The 16,865-nt window shown below is 60.3% G+C and carries 16 protein-coding genes; 4 read left to right on the top strand and 12 right to left on the bottom strand.

What is annotated here, in order from left to right; all coding sequences use genetic code 11:
- From C444_RS19780 to C444_RS19820, 9 genes are all read right to left on the bottom strand, one after another.
- A partial coding sequence (locus C444_RS19780) for an ABC transporter ATP-binding protein (protein ID WP_004594879.1) occupies nt 1-652 on the bottom strand: 652 nt, incomplete at its 3' end.
- A complete protein-coding gene (locus C444_RS19785) occupies nt 652-1,767 on the bottom strand; it encodes a FecCD family ABC transporter permease (RefSeq protein WP_004594880.1) in 1,116 nt (371 codons plus the stop codon). The genes C444_RS19785 and C444_RS19780, both read right to left, overlap by 1 nt.
- Nucleotides 1,767-2,747 (bottom strand): FAD-dependent oxidoreductase, encoded by a 981-nt coding sequence (locus C444_RS19790; RefSeq protein WP_004594881.1) that lies wholly within the window; start codon nt 2,745-2,747, stop codon nt 1,767-1,769. Before C444_RS19790 ends, C444_RS19785 begins: the two co-directional genes overlap by 1 nt.
- A 235-nt stretch (nt 2,748-2,982) precedes the next feature.
- Entirely contained in the window at nt 2,983-4,443 is a 1,461-nt protein-coding gene (locus C444_RS19795; protein ID WP_004594882.1) for a carotenoid oxygenase family protein, read from the bottom strand.
- A 53-nt stretch (nt 4,444-4,496) separates the two neighbouring features.
- Nucleotides 4,497-5,486 (bottom strand): DMT family transporter, encoded by a 990-nt coding sequence (locus tag C444_RS19800; RefSeq protein WP_004594883.1) that lies wholly within the window; start codon nt 5,484-5,486, stop codon nt 4,497-4,499.
- 303 nt (nt 5,487-5,789) lie between these two features.
- Entirely contained in the window at nt 5,790-6,059 is a 270-nt protein-coding gene (locus C444_RS19805; RefSeq protein ID WP_004594884.1) for a DUF7571 family protein, read from the bottom strand.
- 125 nt (nt 6,060-6,184) lie between these two features.
- Nucleotides 6,185-6,802 carry a class I SAM-dependent methyltransferase gene (locus C444_RS19810; RefSeq protein ID WP_004594885.1) on the bottom strand — a complete coding sequence of 206 codons (618 nt, stop codon included), beginning with the start codon at nt 6,800-6,802 and terminating at the stop codon, nt 6,185-6,187.
- A gap of 141 nt (nt 6,803-6,943) precedes the next feature.
- On the bottom strand, nt 6,944-7,351 hold the full coding sequence (locus C444_RS22830; RefSeq protein WP_004594886.1) for an SHOCT domain-containing protein: 408 nt from the start codon (nt 7,349-7,351) through the stop codon (nt 6,944-6,946).
- Between the two features lie 24 nt (nt 7,352-7,375).
- On the bottom strand, nt 7,376-7,810 hold the full coding sequence (locus C444_RS19820; protein WP_004594887.1) for a pyridoxamine 5'-phosphate oxidase family protein: 435 nt from the start codon (nt 7,808-7,810) through the stop codon (nt 7,376-7,378).
- 102 nt (nt 7,811-7,912) lie between these two features.
- Between C444_RS19820 and C444_RS19825 the strand changes: the two genes are divergently transcribed.
- Together C444_RS19825 and C444_RS19830 are read left to right on the top strand one after the other, a co-directional pair.
- Nucleotides 7,913-9,748, top strand: coding sequence for a bacteriohemerythrin (locus C444_RS19825; RefSeq protein ID WP_004594888.1), 1,836 nt, complete (start codon nt 7,913-7,915; stop codon nt 9,746-9,748).
- 290 nt (nt 9,749-10,038) lie between these two features.
- Entirely contained in the window at nt 10,039-10,809 is a 771-nt protein-coding gene (locus C444_RS19830) for a hypothetical protein (RefSeq protein ID WP_004594889.1), read from the top strand.
- Nucleotides 10,810-11,022: 213 nt separating this feature from the next.
- Here the strand turns inward: C444_RS19830 and C444_RS19835 are convergent, their stop codons facing one another.
- The 3 genes from C444_RS19835 to C444_RS19845 all read right to left on the bottom strand — a co-directional run bounded on the left by C444_RS19835 (nt 11,023) and on the right by C444_RS19845 (nt 14,487).
- Nucleotides 11,023-11,871, bottom strand: coding sequence for a hypothetical protein (locus C444_RS19835; protein WP_004594890.1), 849 nt, complete (start codon nt 11,869-11,871; stop codon nt 11,023-11,025).
- An 86-nt stretch (nt 11,872-11,957) separates the two neighbouring features.
- The gene (locus tag C444_RS19840) at nt 11,958-12,884 is read right to left on the bottom strand and encodes a hypothetical protein (RefSeq protein WP_004594891.1); all 927 of its coding nucleotides are present in this window, start codon (nt 12,882-12,884) and stop codon (nt 11,958-11,960) included.
- Nucleotides 12,885-13,188: 304 nt separating this feature from the next.
- Nucleotides 13,189-14,487, bottom strand: a complete 1,299-nt coding sequence (locus tag C444_RS19845; protein WP_004594892.1) for an amidohydrolase family protein — start codon at nt 14,485-14,487, stop codon at nt 13,189-13,191.
- A gap of 142 nt (nt 14,488-14,629) precedes the next feature.
- On the opposite strand from C444_RS19845, the gene C444_RS19850 reads away from it, so the two are divergent.
- On the top strand, nt 14,630-15,973 hold the full coding sequence (locus C444_RS19850) for a dihydroorotase (RefSeq protein ID WP_004594893.1): 1,344 nt from the start codon (nt 14,630-14,632) through the stop codon (nt 15,971-15,973).
- A gap of 159 nt (nt 15,974-16,132) precedes the next feature.
- Nucleotides 16,133-16,865: threonine synthase (locus C444_RS19855; protein WP_004594894.1), on the top strand; the 733-nt coding region annotated here is incomplete at its 3' end.

Raw genomic sequence — 16,865 nt, forward strand, 5'->3', positions numbered from 1 at the left:
GAGATGTGTATAAGAGACAGTCGATGATCTCCATCACCTCGAGTTGGTGATGCAGGTCGAGAAACGTCGTCGGTTCATCGAGCAACAGCACGTCAGTATCCTGTGCGAGGACCATGGCGATCCAGGCGAGCTGTTTCTGGCCGCCACTGAGACTGCCGACTTCGCGCTCACGGATGTGTCCACAGCCGGCCAAGTCAATTGCCCGTTCGACGGCAGCCTCGTCCTCCTCGGTGACGCTGTCGAAGAACCCGCGGTGTGGGTAGCGGCCGTGATACACCAGGTCCTCGACTGTAATGCTGTTCGGCGACGTACTCTCCTGAGAGAGCAGGCCGAGCTTTCGAGCGATCGCTTTGGTCTCCAGCGACTGGATGTCTTGCCCGTCCAGCAGTACCGATCCCGCGTCCGGTTCGAGTTGATTGGCGAGGCCTTTCAGCAGCGTGCTCTTGCCCGACCCGTTCGGGCCGACGAGCGCAGTCACGGCCCCGGGTTCGGCGGTGATCGATTCACCGTCGATGACTGGCGCATCCGTTCCAGAGTACGAAAGCACTACATCGTCACCGACCAGCGGCCGGTCCTGCTGACCGGAATGAGAACCAGCAGCGGTGTTGTTGGCCGTAGCGATACCATCCGAGTTAGCGTTGTTCTGTGACATTAGATTTCACCCATCTGTTCCTGTCGCCGCATCAGGTAGAGGAAGTACGGGCCGCCGACGACGCCGGTGACGACGCCGACCGGAACCTGTGCGGGGTTCAAAGCCAGCCGTGCGCCAACGTCCGCGACGACCATCAGCGCCGGACCGACGAACACGCAGCCGATGAGGAGCCGGCGGTAGTCGCTCCCGACGATAAGCCGGACGATGTGGGGAACCACGAGACCGAAGAACCCGATGATACCCGCAACGGAGATCGCCGTACTGGCAGCCAGAATGGCGACTCCGGACAGCATGAAACGGACCCGCTCGACACTCATCCCGAGCGAGCGCGCGGTCTCCTCGCCAAGGAGGAGGAGGTTCAGTTGTCGTGCGCCGGCCAGCGCGAGTAGCGTCGCGGCCAGTGTCGGGATGATAGCGATACGGAACTCCTCCCAGCCGACGCCCGTGAGCGAACCAGTAATCCAGGCCAGTGCTGACTGGACAACGCCCAGATCGTCTGCGAAGAAGAACAGTCCCCGCTGAAGGGAGGTAAACACCATGTTGACGATGACACCGGCCAGAACCAGTCTAACCGGACTCGTTCCGCCCTTCCACGCGATCATGTACACGAGTAAGAACGCGATGGAGCCACCGACCGCGGCAAACAGCGGGAGGAACGGGGCGAGGCTACTGAACAGAACGAGGGTCAGCAGTACGGTCAGTCCCGCCCCGGAACTCACGCCCAGTACGAACGGGCTCGCCAGTTCGTTTCGCGTCACGGCCTGAAATATCGCCCCGGAGACGGCGAGACACATCCCCGCAAGCACGGCGACGATTACCCGCGGCATCCGGATATTCCAGACGATGAGCGTCCGTTTCGGCAGTTCAGGAAGTTCGGCCCCGAGGAAAAACGACTGCCATGCCTGAACACTGAACCACACTTTCGGGTCGAACACGGCCTGCCACGCCTCAACGATTGTCATCGAGTACGCGCCGAAGCTCACTTGAAGGAGACCGGCCCCGAAGGCGACGACAACGCTCGCGACACACAGCCCGAACAGGGAGCCGTCGAGAGTACCGAGCCAGGATCTGGCTCGCGACCACGCATCAGTGGCTCCCCGTGTCTCGCCGGCCATTACTCACTCACCTCCGCGCGTCCGTCGCTCGAGCCGAGGTAGTCCTGGATCGTTTCGTCGTCTATCGCATCAAGAACAGCGGCCTGATCGAGCCCCGAAACGACCGCCGCAGGGTCCAGATAGCCCGCCAGTGCTTCCTGACCTGTTTCGGTCCGGTCGGCTTTTTCTTCGGGCGTGATATACGACGACCGCCGTTCGTCGATGACCGCCTCACGGACCCGCTGGAAGCGGTCTGAGTTCGGTTCGACGGGGGCATCTTCAGCGTACCGGTCGTCGAAATATTCGACCCAGGTTGCTCGTTCAGTCCATTCGTCGTTTAGCTCGGCCTCGCGACGGACCCAGTCCACGCCGTCAGCGACAGCCTCCCACCAGCCGTCATCGATTCTCGTATCCGCGATCACCTGGCGTGCGACCCGCGCGCCCCGGCCGGCCGCAATAATCGCCTGCATATCCGCCGCCTCGGACGGTGACGCAACGTAGAGACCTGGAATCGGTGTCGTGCCGTCCGCATCGGCATACTCGCGGTCGAAGGTTTCGCGTTCCTCGCCGTCGTGTTCGTACGTCTCAAACATCGTCGCATCGTCGTCCAGACCACGCATATACTCGCCGTCGTAGCGGGTCGCCGCGACGATGCGGCGAGTCGTAGCCGTCTCCCCGTCCTGCGTCTCAACGACGAACCCGTCCCCGTCATCGGTTCTATCGAGTGATTCGACCAGCTCGGAGACGACGGTACAGCCGGCGGTCTCAGCATGGTCGTGAATACGGTCGTACAGCGTCTCGACATCGATTCCAGCCGGGAAACCGAGGTAGTTTTCGAGGTAGGCACAGCGCTTGAGTGAGGAGCGGCCGCGGTCGTAGATAGCCGTATCGAGGTCCGCTCTGGCCGTGAACACACCTGCCGCACAACCCGCAGGACCGCCCCCGACAATGATGACATCACGGTCGAACGTCGTCCCCGTTCGGTTCCCCACTGTCACCATACTCACGACGCTCCGTTCAGTGCCCGTGACACCGACACCAGGTGTGACGGTTCAGTGGTATCGCTCGATTCGTTCAACATACTGTTTAGGCCAGCCTAAATGGATAAAGCGTTTTCGAATTTTAGGCAGACCGAACATCATGTGATCTATCTTGTGTTTCGGTCAGAATGGCACGTCTGGCTGAGCGAATTTGAGAAGTGAGGAAGTCGTATCAAGAAGCGTTCCTACCGACAGCTCAGTCGCCGGCCGCCACCCGGAGCTCGGGGAAGTATCGACCGTGGAAATCAAACGGGGCTGCGTGGGGGAGCAATACCCTGGCGCACTCCTTGAACGTCTGACCGTCGAGCACGAGTAGCCGGGACCGGTCGGCGTCCGCATCCAGCGCGACAACTAACACCACGCCATCGTCCTCGGTGTCGCCGTCGGGTGCGGGGACGAACACCGGCTCGCCGAAGTAGTCCCCGCCGTCGTCGAATGTCTCGACAGCGCCCGTGTCCGTGTCGAGTTTCAGGACGCGACGAGCCCACTCGGTAACGGGGGTATCCATCCCCATCGCGTACACGTAGCGGTGTGGGCGACACCATCGAGACGGTGAGACAGTCGGTAGCGCGCTACCGTCCGGGTACAGCATTTCGCGTGACACCGTCGCGTCGGCATCGCCATATCGCGTTACATCACTCCCAGTACCGAGGGTTACGGTGAACCGCTCAATACGGCCGACGATAGCGCCCATCTCGCCCGCACGGAGGTTGTCCAGATACAGCGAGTCGATGGTCGTCGCGTCGGGAACTGTTTCGAGGTCAAACACGAGTTCCCTGCCGCCGGCTCGTTCGAACGCGTTGACGTGGTGGAAGCCGAACACGGCGTCGATGACCGGCTCAGCGACGACGGTTCCCGTAGTGCGGTCCATGACGATGATTCGGGTCCCGCGGTCTGGCTCCCACTCGAACTGCTCAATGAAGGGTGCCTGTCGGCCGGGCTTGAGAAACCGTCGTGGGTCAAGCCGAAGTGGGAATTCAGTCAAGACGACGTACCGGGGCGTCAGGGCGAAACTGTGCATGTACGCCGGCTGGTCGGTGTCGACGCTCCCGACGTGTCGCCGGGTCCCGTCGGACGATATGGCAGTGACATGATACTGGCTGGTCCGTCCGAATGCCGTGTCGACGTTCACGAGGACGCCGCTTGTCGGGTCACGTTTGAGGTGGGCACAGGAGAGTTGTCCTGTCGGCACATCGTCGTCGTGTTCGAGGGCCCCCGTCGTTTCGAGCGTGTTCGGGTCGAAACGCACCTTTCGGGGCGATTCGGTGAGGGCGACGTACTCGCCGCCGAACCGCTCGGCGATAATGTTCGTGTTGTCGTACGGATCGGTCAGAAACGTCGCCAGCCGCGAGCGAAGCGTCGTCTCGCCGGTCGCGAAGCCGCCCTCGAACTCGCCACTCGTCGCCGCCTCGTACGCGTCCGTCCGGAGGAAGCGGTTCCGGTAGTGCACGGCGTCACTGTCGGGATCGAAAGTGAACCGGTACAGCATCGCGAATCCATCGAACCAGTGATCGACATTGCTACCGTTTGGGAGGGAGAACGCACCGGGTCCGTTCCGGATGAGACTACCATGGAGCCAGTCCGGGAAGGCACCGGTCACGGAGAGAGACGCCGCTGTCTCGTCGTATAGTGAGTGGAACCCGAGATGAGAACTCATACCACTACAATGGGAGACAGCGGCTAAGGCCTGACGCCCATGATATCAGGGTGTCACTCTCGTGTCGTGTACGCGTTTCCGCTGACGACGACGCAGCCGTCCTGTGGCCCGTACGGTTGGTACGACGGCGAGCCCGTCTGACGACGGCGTAGCGACCGGAGTACGTCGGCTTTCACCCACGCGAAGCCGACTACGATTACGGCGAAGCCGGCGACGGTCACCGGACCGAGGGTCTCACCGAGCAGGAGCCAGCCGCTGATGGCCGTTACTGCCGGCACCACGTAGGAAACCAGACTGGTTTCAGCGGCCCCGACCGTGCTTATCAGGCGGAAATAGAGAAGGAACCCGATTGCGCTGGCGACGATGCCGAGATACGCGATTGCCGCTAGCTGTTCCAGCCCGACTGTGACTGTTCCGAGTCGTTCCGAGGGCAGCCCCATGCTGACGGCGTGCAGGATGCCCGCACCGAGCAGCGTCATCCAGGCCTGGAGGCTCACGAGCGGGAGCGAACTGGTGTAGCGTTCGGTCAGAACTGCACCGACGGCGAAGGCCACAGCCGAACTGATGAGCAGGGCGACGCCCAGCAGTCGGCCGCCGACCGCTCCCGGTGTGGGGTTCGCAATGATAACCACGCCGATGAACCCACAGACGGTGCCGATGAGTTCGTGCGGTCGGGCCCTGTAGCTCGGTATCAGCGTCGATGCGAACGCCGGCGTCACAACCGGCGTGAGACTGAGCAGGATTGCGCCGAAGGAACTCGGGACGTACTGCTGGCCGAGAAACAGGAGCGCGAAGTGTGCGCCGATGAGGACGGTTCCGCCGATGAGAATCAGTGACCAGTCATCGCGGGTCTGTGGGCGCAGTGCCCGGCCCCGCCAGAGGGCATAGCCAAGCAGGACGACTGCAGCGATATCGTGTCGGACGGCTGCCAGCAGCACCGGCGGGACGCTTTCGAGACCAGTCTTGATCGCCACAAAGGAAAGTCCCCAGATGAGTGCGAGCGCAGCAAACAGCAAGCCAATATGTCGTGTCGAGCGTGTCATTCCAGTAGAGATCAACCATATGTGCTGGAGGAGTATGAAGCTTCTATCGCTACTGTGACGCACACACACGGACTCTGCGGCCTCGACTGCCGTTCAGAAATTCCAGAAAACAGTGTGTGTCCGTAGCGCTATCGAATCCAGTTGTACCGAGACGTATCGTTCTCCTCGATTCCGTACCACAGAGTTCTCATTCGGTCACCGAACAGTCCCTCAGTTCACCAGTAGCGTCAAAAACGAGGATGATGCCCACGTCGGCAGTTCCGGGCGAATGCTCCGGATCAGCATTCGAGTGTATGGCCCTGGTCAGGTCGACATCGTGTCGAAATGCCAGCCCGGGTCGGTCCCGGTTTCGTCGATGTGCTCGGACCGGCACGCCGGACAGCAGTCAGGGACAGCGGATTCGGACCGGGGAACGTACACCGCGCCGCCACACTCCACACAGGCGTCCGCGACAACGGTCACGCAGTCCGCACAGAGATTGAAGTCGTCGACTGTGAGGTCTCGCAGGGGTTCGAGTTGTTTGTCCAAGAGGTACTCGTCGATAGCCGCCTGACAGTTTTGGCACAGTTGCATAGCGATCCAAATTGACCCATGATACCATGACACAAATAGTTGCTGCCCGGTTATCGATTGTGAATGTCCCGACGGCTCGCTGTTCGATGACAGAACCCCGAAGAAGTGACAGAGACAGGAGAGGGCTACGGCGCGCGGAACACGCGAATAGTGTCCCGAGCCGTCGGTTCGCGGATTAGCTGTGCGAACCCGAGTTCCGAGAACACCTGCTTCCAGTTGCGGTGATACAGCGGGAACTCGTCGTTGACGTAACTCACGTCAGTGTCTTCGCGTCCCCGTTCGGGGCTGTTGCCCTCGTTTTCGGCAATGACGAGGAGGTCGCCGGCAACGCGGGCGATCTCGTCGAACACCCACTCGTCGTCCGGGTGAATGTGCTGGAGCGTTTCGACCGAGTAGACGACATCGAAGGCGTCGTCCTCGAACTCGGTGACGATGTCTTCGAGGGCACCGGTGTGGAAGGTCCCCGAATCCGCGAGTCGGGGGTAGTGCTCAGCCATCACGTCGAAGGATTCCTCATTGATGTCGATACCAGTGAGATTCCCGTATCCGTTTGTCTGAAGGTGTGCCAGATGACGGCCCGAGCCACAGCCCAGTTCGATGATTCGGGCGTCCTCGTGGACGTAGTGGTCGAGCACGTTGACCAGCGTCTCGCTCACCTCGTTCGGTCCGATCTCAGCGTAGTACGCCGGCGAGAACTTCCCGGAGCGGGAGGCCCAGTCGTCGCGAACGTCGTCCGGGTCCATACCCCCCGTACACCGTTGCGGAATAAATGCGCCACGAAGTGCGTGCCGGACAGTCGGTGAGCGCACGCAGAAATCACAGTGTACAGTTCTCCAAGTGAGGCCCCGACAGTACTGCCAGCGGATGGAACTGCCAGTGTCGGGCTATGACTCGTACTGGAGCAATCGGTCAGCCCGCGTTTCAAGCTCCGTCTCGTCGATCTCGCCCGATGCGTACTGTTGTTTGAGCGTCTCCAACGACTCCGGTTCGGCGGTTGCGTCGCCCTGTAGCTGCACGTACAGCAAAGCGCTGACCGCCACAACAGCGATGACGAACACTACGAGCAACAGCCGCCAGCCGCCGGGGGCCATGCCCATACCCGTTGCCCCGCCGTGGGGGCCCATCGGTCCGTGCTGGAGTAGCGCAGTTGTTGGCGAAAGCATCTGGGACACCTCTGTTTGTAGATACGGGCCCCACAGCATGATTACGTTCGCTGGTTCCCGAGAATTGAGAACGCAAACCGCGACGAGGAACAGCAGATGCAGTGCTTCGAGGGGGTCGGTGGCCGCCACTGCTAGTGGCTTGCGGCACCGGTTTCATCCGACTCGGAATTCACGTCCGTCCCAGTCGTCGATTCGAAGTTCGTACGGCGTCGTGGTCGATGTGTCGTCCCAGCTGACTGGGTTGGGAGCGAACTGTGTGTTGCTGGCCAGCGAGGCGAGGGCTGGCTCTACCTCGTCGTAGGTCGCCTCTACCAGTTCACCCGTGACCACGACGCTTCGCCAGACGGTTTTCGGTTCGCTCTCCTCGTACACGGTGAACCCGACGGTGGCGTCCGCCGTCAGATAGCGGTGTTTTTGACTGTCGTCGCTCGCTGAAAGGTGAAACGCCAGGCTATCCGTCGCAGGGTCGTACCCGAACGCGACTGGGACCGGATACGGGTTCGACCCCGACGGGCTGGACAGCGCCAGCACGCCGATTCCGTTGTCAGTAAGGACCTCGACGACCGCTTCGTCACTTAGTTCTCGCATCCCGAATACAATGTTAACTGGCAACTACTTGGAAAGCAGACCGCATTTTCAGTCGGTGAGAACGTGAGAGTTGCTTTTCAAATAATGGATAACAGAACAGATATGGGCACAGATTCGACGGGGGAGTTCGCCGAGTGGGATGACGAACGGTACAGCACAAATATCGAGCGGTTCGACGAACAGCACAAGCGCCTGTTCGGGCTACTGAACGACCTCCATACGGCGATGAACGAGGGCCATTCCGAGGAGGAAGTCGGTGACATTCTCCGGGAACTCGAACGGTACACGGAGTACCATTTCGGTGACGAGGAAGAGTTCATGCAGAACTGCGGCTACGCCATGGACTGTAGCGACTGTTTCTACAACCATCGGGAAATGCACGAGGAGTTCGCCGACAAGGTGCGAGAACTCCGCGAGAAACACGAAAACGGGGAGTACGTCACGATGGAGGTCCTGACAGTTGCCCGGGACTGGCTCGATGCCCACATTGCCGCTGGCGACGAAGACCAGAACTACGCGGACTACTTCGAAACCGAGGTTAGCGACGACTACGAGTACGAACCCGGGCAGCTCTATCAGGACCGCACGGCATCGGAAGACCCCGTTCCGGTTGACCGTCAGAGCGAAGCCGCCGGCGTGCGCCTCGACAGCGACGTCTACGACGGGGGCTCGCTTTCAGTCCCAGAGGGGTCGGTAGCAGCCTGGTTCGAGGACATCGTTTCGGACCACGGGGACCGGACCGCAGCGCTCGTCCGGGACGACGGCGAGTTCGTCGAACGGAGTTTCGAGGAGTTGGCCGAGCGGGCGAAGGCAGTCGCTGGCGGCCTCCTTTCGACGGACCTGCGCCCCGGGGACCGACTGGCAATCAGGGCACGGTCCCAGTACGAGTGGTCCGTCCTCGACCTGGCCTCTCACTTCGCCGGACTTGTCCCGGTCGCACTCTACCCGTCTGCAAGTGACGACCGGGCAGCCCAGATTATCGAACGGACCGGCGCAACCGGGCTCGTGGCAGCGGGAGAGGTGGCCGAAGACCTCGCGATGGCCGTCGAAACCGTGCTTGATTTCGAGGACCTCCCGACTGCTGAGGCGAGAGTGCTCCCCGGCCTGCAGACCGGCGGTGACGAGGTTGCGACCGTCGCGTTCGACGTGGCTTCCCCGGCGGAGAAGGCCGGCTGTGCGCTGACACACCGAAACCTGCTGGCGGCAGCAGAGAGCCTCCGAAAGGCGCTTCCCACCGATTCCGGGGCGACCGGGACCTGTTCGCTCCCGCTTGCACACATCTATCAGCGCGTCTCGACGTACTATCTCTGGGCGACCGGGAGCGCCGTCGCCTACCTCGGAGCCGAGGAGTTCGTCGACCAGCTCGCGGCTGTGAAGCCTGACGTGCTCATCGGTGTCCCGAAGATGTACCAGCAACTCTACGGGACAATCCAGGACCGTCTCGGCGACATGGGCTGGATGAAACGGAAGGTCGGCGGTCGAGTGGCGTCCTACGGGGAGGGAATCGTTAAGGGACGGGGCACACCGCTGAAATACAGAGCTGCCAAGCGGCTCGTCTACAAGTCGTTGCGACGAGAAACGGGGCTATCAAACCTCTCCTACGCTCTCTCCGGGACAGGCCGGCTCGACGATCATCTGCTGTATTTCTTCCGGGGGCTGGGCGTTCCGGTATGCGAACTATACGGCTCCGTCGGAACGGCTGGCGTCGGCGCATTGAACCCGGCGGACTCCTACGTCGAGGAGTCCATCGGCGACCCGATGCCAGGGGTTGAAATCGCTGTCTCCGAAAACAGGGAGCTACTGGTCCGCGGGCCGACTGTTCTCGGTGGGTTCCTTGATGACGACCGGACTGGCGCACAGACGCTCCGGGACGACTGGTACCACACCGGCGAAGTCGGTGAGGTGGGACCGGCTGGCAAACTGTCGCTCGCCGAGTGAGCGCTGCCAAGCGAGCAATAAACGGCCCAGCGTGTCGTTCAGTCGGAACGGACTGCGCTCCATCTCAGATCAGACGAGCCGAGACCCGAGTGCCACGAGAACGAGCAGGTACACAGCCGCCAAAATCGTCCAGTCACGGCGGATTTCTGCGATCCGGGCTGACGGTTATCGGGACTTACTGTATGTTTTACTGATAGGAAAGGCGTGTATTTTGTCAGATAACTCAGACCGGCAGTGATACCGATTTGTTGGGTGCGAAAGCCTGTGAGGCCGTACGCCGTAGGGACTCTATGCGCACACAGGACGCGGGTCACCGAGCGGCGGCGGTCACTGCCATCGCCGAACGGGATTACCGGCGCGCTGGAGACGAGTACACGCGGGCGGGGTGGCGTGTTCTTTCGGACCCGAGGGAAGGTATCGAACCCTTCAGCGCAGATGAGAAAGGATGGGTCGGCGCTGGCCTCCAGTACCTGGCGACGAGCGCAGTCTGTTACCGCGTCGCCGGCCAGGATACACGGGCTACCCGCCGCGGTGTCGAGGGCGTCGCCGTAGCCAGGGATTTGATTAACGGGCTCGATCACCCGGTTCAACACGCCTGTCTCAAGGAATTTGTCGGAGACTTCCGAACCGTCGCGGGGCTCGACGGAGTCGAAGCAGCGTATCGGGAGGCGGAGACAGCCTACAAAGACGCTGAGAGTGCGGTCGACAACCCGCAGGCGTGGGGAACGACGCCGCTGTTCGAGGCTGCTGCGACGCTTCTCCAGCAGGTGGCCCGTGGCCCCGCGAACGGCGAAATCGCTATCCCCTGGGAAGACCTCCACGGTACAGATCCGGACGACCCCGGCAGATTCCTCGCACAGCGGGCTATCGTCAAACGCCAACGGTTCCCAAGTCTCATCGAGCAGGTGATCGACGACAGCTTCCTCGCCACTCCTCGCGGAACGACAGAGTACGGTACCGATCACCACCGCTGCCCGCACTGTGGTTCGACAGATGTGAACTGGGTCGCAGAGAGTGTCGTCTGTCTGCGGTGTTCCCGTCCGACAGTCGAGACAAACTAATACACAGCGGCTGTTTTCAGAGTAGGGCAAAATATCGATAGTGTGTACCCATATTTCGACCCCTCATAATGAAAATTCCCTATAAAAATCCATCTTTACCCTAATACACCCATTTTGGTATAAATAGCTCTATCTGAGGTGGATATAAATTTATCCAGTCCAGTAAGAGTCGAGGGTTAGAGAAAAGAGGTATATATAGACTGAGGAAGGTGGTCACGTTGTCGGTTCGGTCGACTCGGGCAGTGACGCCGAGTCGGTGCGGTCGTCGATCAGAAGTCGCCGATTGACGATGTGGTCGACGACAGTAGTGCTGTCGAGAATTTCCGTCTCACTGTCGTGGGTATCTGGGTCGCCGGTGTACCGCCGTATCTTGAACGAATCCATCGCGTTCCGGTTCTCCGAGACTGGTTCGATAACGTCGAGGTACTCGTCGGTGGTGGAGTTACGATAGGTCGATCCCGTCGCAAAGCCGACAACAGGGACATCTGCAGGCCACTCCCACGAGAACTGCCGGAGATACTGGTCGAACTGCCAGACGAGATGCGCTGGGTCGAGATCATCCTCGAGCGCTCCCACGGCGGCCGAGTCGAGTGTCCGGTCCCAGTAGTCGACGACGCACTCTTTGAGGTCGTCTTGCAGACAGTCCTCGACCAGTTTCTGCTCAATCGGATAGCCGATTTCGATGGCAACGATGGCGTGTCGGTCGAGATGGGTGAGACAGCGCTGGCATTCGATCTCGAACACGGACAGACCGAGTGGGTTATCAGCGGTCAGGTGGGCCAGTTCGTTCCCGCAACTGGGACACCAGAGAAACAACACCCCGTTGTCTGCACCGGACAGTTCGCCAAGCACCGTCAGGTCATCAAACGCGGTGTCTGGATGGTTCGTCTGGGACTCGGGTGTCGGTTCCGGAACGGCCTCTGCGGCATCATCCGCGTATTTGGCCAGCTTTCGGTCTTTCAGCAGCGACTTGATAACCGAGTCGTGCGAGGAGTGCGACTCCGTGTCACGTATCTCCTCTATCTGTTCTTTGGTCCAATCTCGTACGCGGATAGTTGCCATTTCACACACATTCAAACCGGGCTACAAAAATGTTTTCTATCTATAATGAAGGTTAATCCTCACCGCAACGGCCATGTAGAGATCCGTTAGTGACTGGCAGCAGAGATCCGCCGCTTGATTTCGGCGTTCGAGACACGTATCTGGGTAGCTGCCAGTCGATGGGTGACGAGGTCCAGGAGGTCCAGTTCCGACAGTAGCCTCCGGGCGTGTGTCTGGCTCAAATCGAGACGCTGGGTCACCTCATCCAGAGAAGTGGACTGAGTAACAGTCTGTGCGAGGTCAGCCACAGTCACGTCTTGAGAGATACCGAGTCCATCCGCGACGAGATTGTCGTCGCTGTCCTGCGAATCCGCCTCAGCGAGCAGGTCAGCGACAGACCTGGCCCCCAGTCCGTCCGAGTCGTCGGGTTGGCTGTTGTCACCCGCCCTGTCCTCAGCAGGCTCCGATTCGACCGGGGAGCTTGCGTCGGTGTTGGCCTCGGATTCAGTCTGTACGTCTGCAAGGCTGAGTCCGCCTGCCTGTGGCGTTGTGTCAGTCGGGTCGTGGATATCGTACTCCACCATATACCGACGCACAGTTTCAGAGGTCACGTCGGCGTCAAGCGCTTCGGTCATTTCCGGGAACGTATCGCAGGCCTCGTAGGCCGCCTGAAGTGCTTCGGGGTCCTTGTATGCTGGCACGGAATCCGATTGCGAGAGGGTTTCTGCCAGTTCAGTGGACGCGCCCACCTGATCGTCTGATGGTACCGGTATGTCAGTTCCGACAGGGACGGTAACCGTCACATCAATCTCAATCCGCCTATCAGCCACATCGAACTCCTCAGCGTCAACAGAGACGTCGTCGTGTATCGATACGCCACCGAATATCGGCGTTGCGAGCGTCAGGTCGGCACTGATTTCGTCGTTATCCGCGGTCGTCTGGCCCCTGACTGAGACCGATTTGACCTCCGTGTCAGACGATTCCAGGCATTCGAGTACCTGCGTGAACGTCTCAAAGGCGTCACTAACTACCATATGTCACTCACGCACACAGTCCCACTATTACATATGGGAACCAGAAATATTTGCTACAAGATACGAAATGGACAGATTTGGCCCTTCAACCACGCTGTAGTCGAAGTAGTGTGTGTACAGAATGTGTACACTAGCGGTAAAATAAGACTTTTAACCTTTGTTAAATGCCCTTAGGGTGTGAATTTGAATACTATCTGAGAGGGTGCTTTGTGGTGTTGGTTGGCAGATTAGATATACACCCTTAGGGTGTTACCAAACAATCCCAATGACAACGAATGAGGGCCAGACCCATCCGGGAACGGACCTACAACCGTTCCCAGAGTTCGGCACTCGCATCACCAACGGCGGTCATGTCCGAATCATCGACGCCAGCGACGCCCGATTGCTGGTCGTACACCGACCGTCCATCGATAATCGTCCGGGTAACGTCCGCACGGCTTGCGGCGCTGACGACGTAGTAGGGGGCACTTTCCCCTAACACCGGATTCGGCCCCAGATCCAGCGTCACGAAATCACCGCGTTTACCGACCTCGATACTGCCGACAGCGTCGTCCATCCCCAGCACTGCCGCACTGCCGATTGTCGCCCATTCGAGCGCAGTCGCCATGTCGAAGCCGCTCGGGTTGCGCTGCTTGAGTTTGTGGATACCGACGGCCGAACGCATGGTCTCGAACATATCCGGGTCCCAGCCGTCATCACCGAGACCGATTGTCATCTCGTGGGCTTGCATCGTTTCGACATCGGCGATACCGACGGCGTTGTTAATGTTTGAATAGGGGTTGTGAGCGACGTTGACGTCGTTTTCCGCGAGGATTTCGATTTCGGATTCGGTGGAATGGACGCAGTGTGCCGCGATGACTTCGGCGTCGAAAAAGTCCATGTCTTCTAACGCTGGGACCGGTCGTTTCCCGTAGTCGGCGATTGCTTCGTGCACGTCGACCAGTCCTTCTTCGAGGTGGATCTGGATAGGACGGTCGTCGTCAGTAGCCCGGCTGACACACTCCCTAACGATGTCTTCAGTGTTGGTAAACAGCGTGTGGAGGCAGTAGTGGCCGGACACGGTGTCGTACTGGCCTTCCGCTTCGTCAATGAATCGGCGATTCTCCGCGATGCCGTCTCTGGCCTGGGCCTCAGAGTTGCGGGCTGTCGTCTCGAACGTAATCATCCCACGGATCGGCGTCTGTGCCACCCCCTCGGCAACGGCGTCGAGACCGCCCGGTAGCGTGTTCGGGCCGGAGTAGTTGTCACAGAAGGTGGTGACGCCGCTCTGAAGCATTTCGGCGCAGGAGCCCAGTGCAGACAGACGAGCGTCACGCTCAGTAAACGCCTCGTCGACGTTCCACCAGATGTCGACGAGCGCTTCGTAGAAGCTCTCGGGTGACGCAGCGAGCGGCGCACCGCGAATCGGGAGCGCATACATGTGGGTGTGGCAGTTCACCAGCCCCGGGATGACGACTTCGTCAGTGGCGTCGATCACTTCGGGACCGGACGCGTAGCCGTCCTCGATAGCGACGATTTCACCCTCCTCGACAACGACGTGTGCCTCCGACCGGACCGTACGCTCATCGTCCATGGTGATGAGCGTCCCTGCGTTCAGTATCACAGGTTGGGGGAAACCGTCAACCGACTAAAAGCTACTCCGCCCCAGAACGGCCTTACCAGCCACTCTATCACAACCACTGTGTGCGACGGATGTGGCGTCTCACACACCAACTGTTTTCGTCATTCGCTTGGGCTGTTACAGCATGGCAGACGTTCACATCAAAGGGGCACAGGTGGTGACGGTGTCGGGCGTCCAGCACGGTGGAATCGTGATTTCTGACGGAACAATAGACGCCGCTGGACCGTCGTCGTCGGTCCCGACCCCCAGCGACCCGGACACTGTCATCGACGCGGACGGTATGGTCGTGCTTCCGGGCGCTATCGACGTACACACGCACATGCACGACGACGAACTGTTTCCGGATGGGATCGACTTCGCGTCCCAGACGGCGAGTGCGGTCGCGGGTGGGGTGACGACGGTTATCGAGTTGCCGACGCAGACACCCGTCACGACGCCGGAAGCAGTACTGAGGAAAGCAGAGACGTGTTCTGCGCTCGCACACGTCGATTTCGGACTCGTTGCCGGCAACGTTCAGGACCCTGACATCGACGTGACAGGCATCATGGACGCTGGAACAGCGGATTTCAAGACATTTACCGCTGACCCGTACCTGGCCGACGACGAGTCCATCGCAACGCTCATGCGGCGGGTCGGCAATGCCGGAGGCACGGTTCGCGTTCACTGTGAAACACAGGGACTGCTCGACGACGCGCGGTCGACTATCGATGGCGACGAGCCCGACGTGTACATGGACTCACGACCCCTCGAAGCCGAACTTGACGCGATCTCTCGGGCGGGCTATTTTGCGGAGTACGCCGACTGTCCGCTGCACGTCGTCCACATCTCAAGCGGGAGCGGCGCGCGTGAGGGGAACCGCTTCAAATCACGAGCGAACGTCCCAGTGACGCTGGAGACATGTCCACAGTATCTGGCCTTCTCGAAGGGTGACGTTGCCGATAAGGGACCGTTCCTGAAGGTCAATCCCAGCCTCAAATCCGACACCGAGCGGGAGCGGCTCTGGGATGCAGTGCAGGACGGGACGATTGACCTCATCGGCACGGATCACTTCCCAACCTACCGCGAGACACGCGAAGCCGGCTGGGAGGATATCTGGAAGCCCTACGCCGGTCTCCCGGGCGTCGAAACGATGGTCGAGTTCCTCGCCAGCGAGGGCGTCCACGAAGGCCGGATTTCATGGCCGCGGCTCCGCGAACTCGTGTGTGCAGCTCCGGCCCGGAGCGCTGGCATCTATCCCAAAAAGGGGTCACTGCAGGCCGGTACAGATGCGGACGTGGTGCTCGTCCGGGCCGAGGAGTACGAGGTCACCGCCGACGACCACACGTTCGTCGGTGGCTGGACGCCGTATGAGGGACAGCACTGGAGTGCACGCGTGGACACAGTCATCGCTGGCGGTGAAGTCGTCGCAAAGGACCACGAAGTCCAGTCAACCGCAGGCCGCGGCCAATTTTTGGCTCGGCCGCTGTAGCGGTTTTGATAGCCGTTGACCTGATAGATAGCTCACAAACGGATGTGTGGCGTGTGCTATCCGTGTGTGAATGTGTGTCGACCACGACAGAGGAGTTTACCTCACAATCAAGCTAAAGCCACAGTACGATTTTATATCCAGTTGTACTCAGGGGGTAGTATGGGCATGACGCAAGTCACAACCCTCGAGTGTACACTCTGTGGGGCGGAGTACGATCCGAACCAGATCATCTACACCTGTCCCGAACACGAGGGCGTAAAGGGAATTCTCGAAGTAACGTACGACTACGACGCTATCGACGACGCGTTCGATGGCGACCTCGGCGGCCCGATAGCGAGTCAGTGGAAGTACGAGGTGTTCTTGCCAGTCGCAACGGACGCTGATGTCGTGACACTCAACGAGGGCGGGACGGACCTCTTCGACGCGCCGAATCTCAGTGACGCGCTGGGCGTCGAGACGCTCGTCAAAGACGACGGGCGGAACCCGACAGGCTGTTTCAAGGACCGCGCCAGCGCTATCGCTGTCACGAAAGCCAAACATGCTGGGCGCGACATCATCACCTGCGCCTCAACCGGGAACGCCGCCGCGTCGCTGTCGGGCTATGCCGCCCGCGGAGGGATGGACTGCCGGATTTTCGTCCCCGGCGACGCCCCGACGGGGAAGCTCGCACAGCCGCTCGTCTACGGTGCGGACGTTCTGGCTGTCAACGGCAGCTACGACGAAGCCTACGACCTCAGCGTCGAGGTCACTGAGAAGTACGGCTGGTACAACCGCAACGCGGCCATCAATCCGTTCCAGGTCGAGGGCAAGCGAACCGTCGGTCACGAACTCGCCGACCAGTCTATCGCCCGCGGACACGTCCCGGATTGGGTCTGTCTCTTATACACATCTC

The organism is Haloarcula japonica DSM 6131, assembly GCF_000336635.1.
In the GTDB taxonomy this organism is placed as follows: domain Archaea; phylum Halobacteriota; class Halobacteria; order Halobacteriales; family Haloarculaceae; genus Haloarcula; species Haloarcula japonica.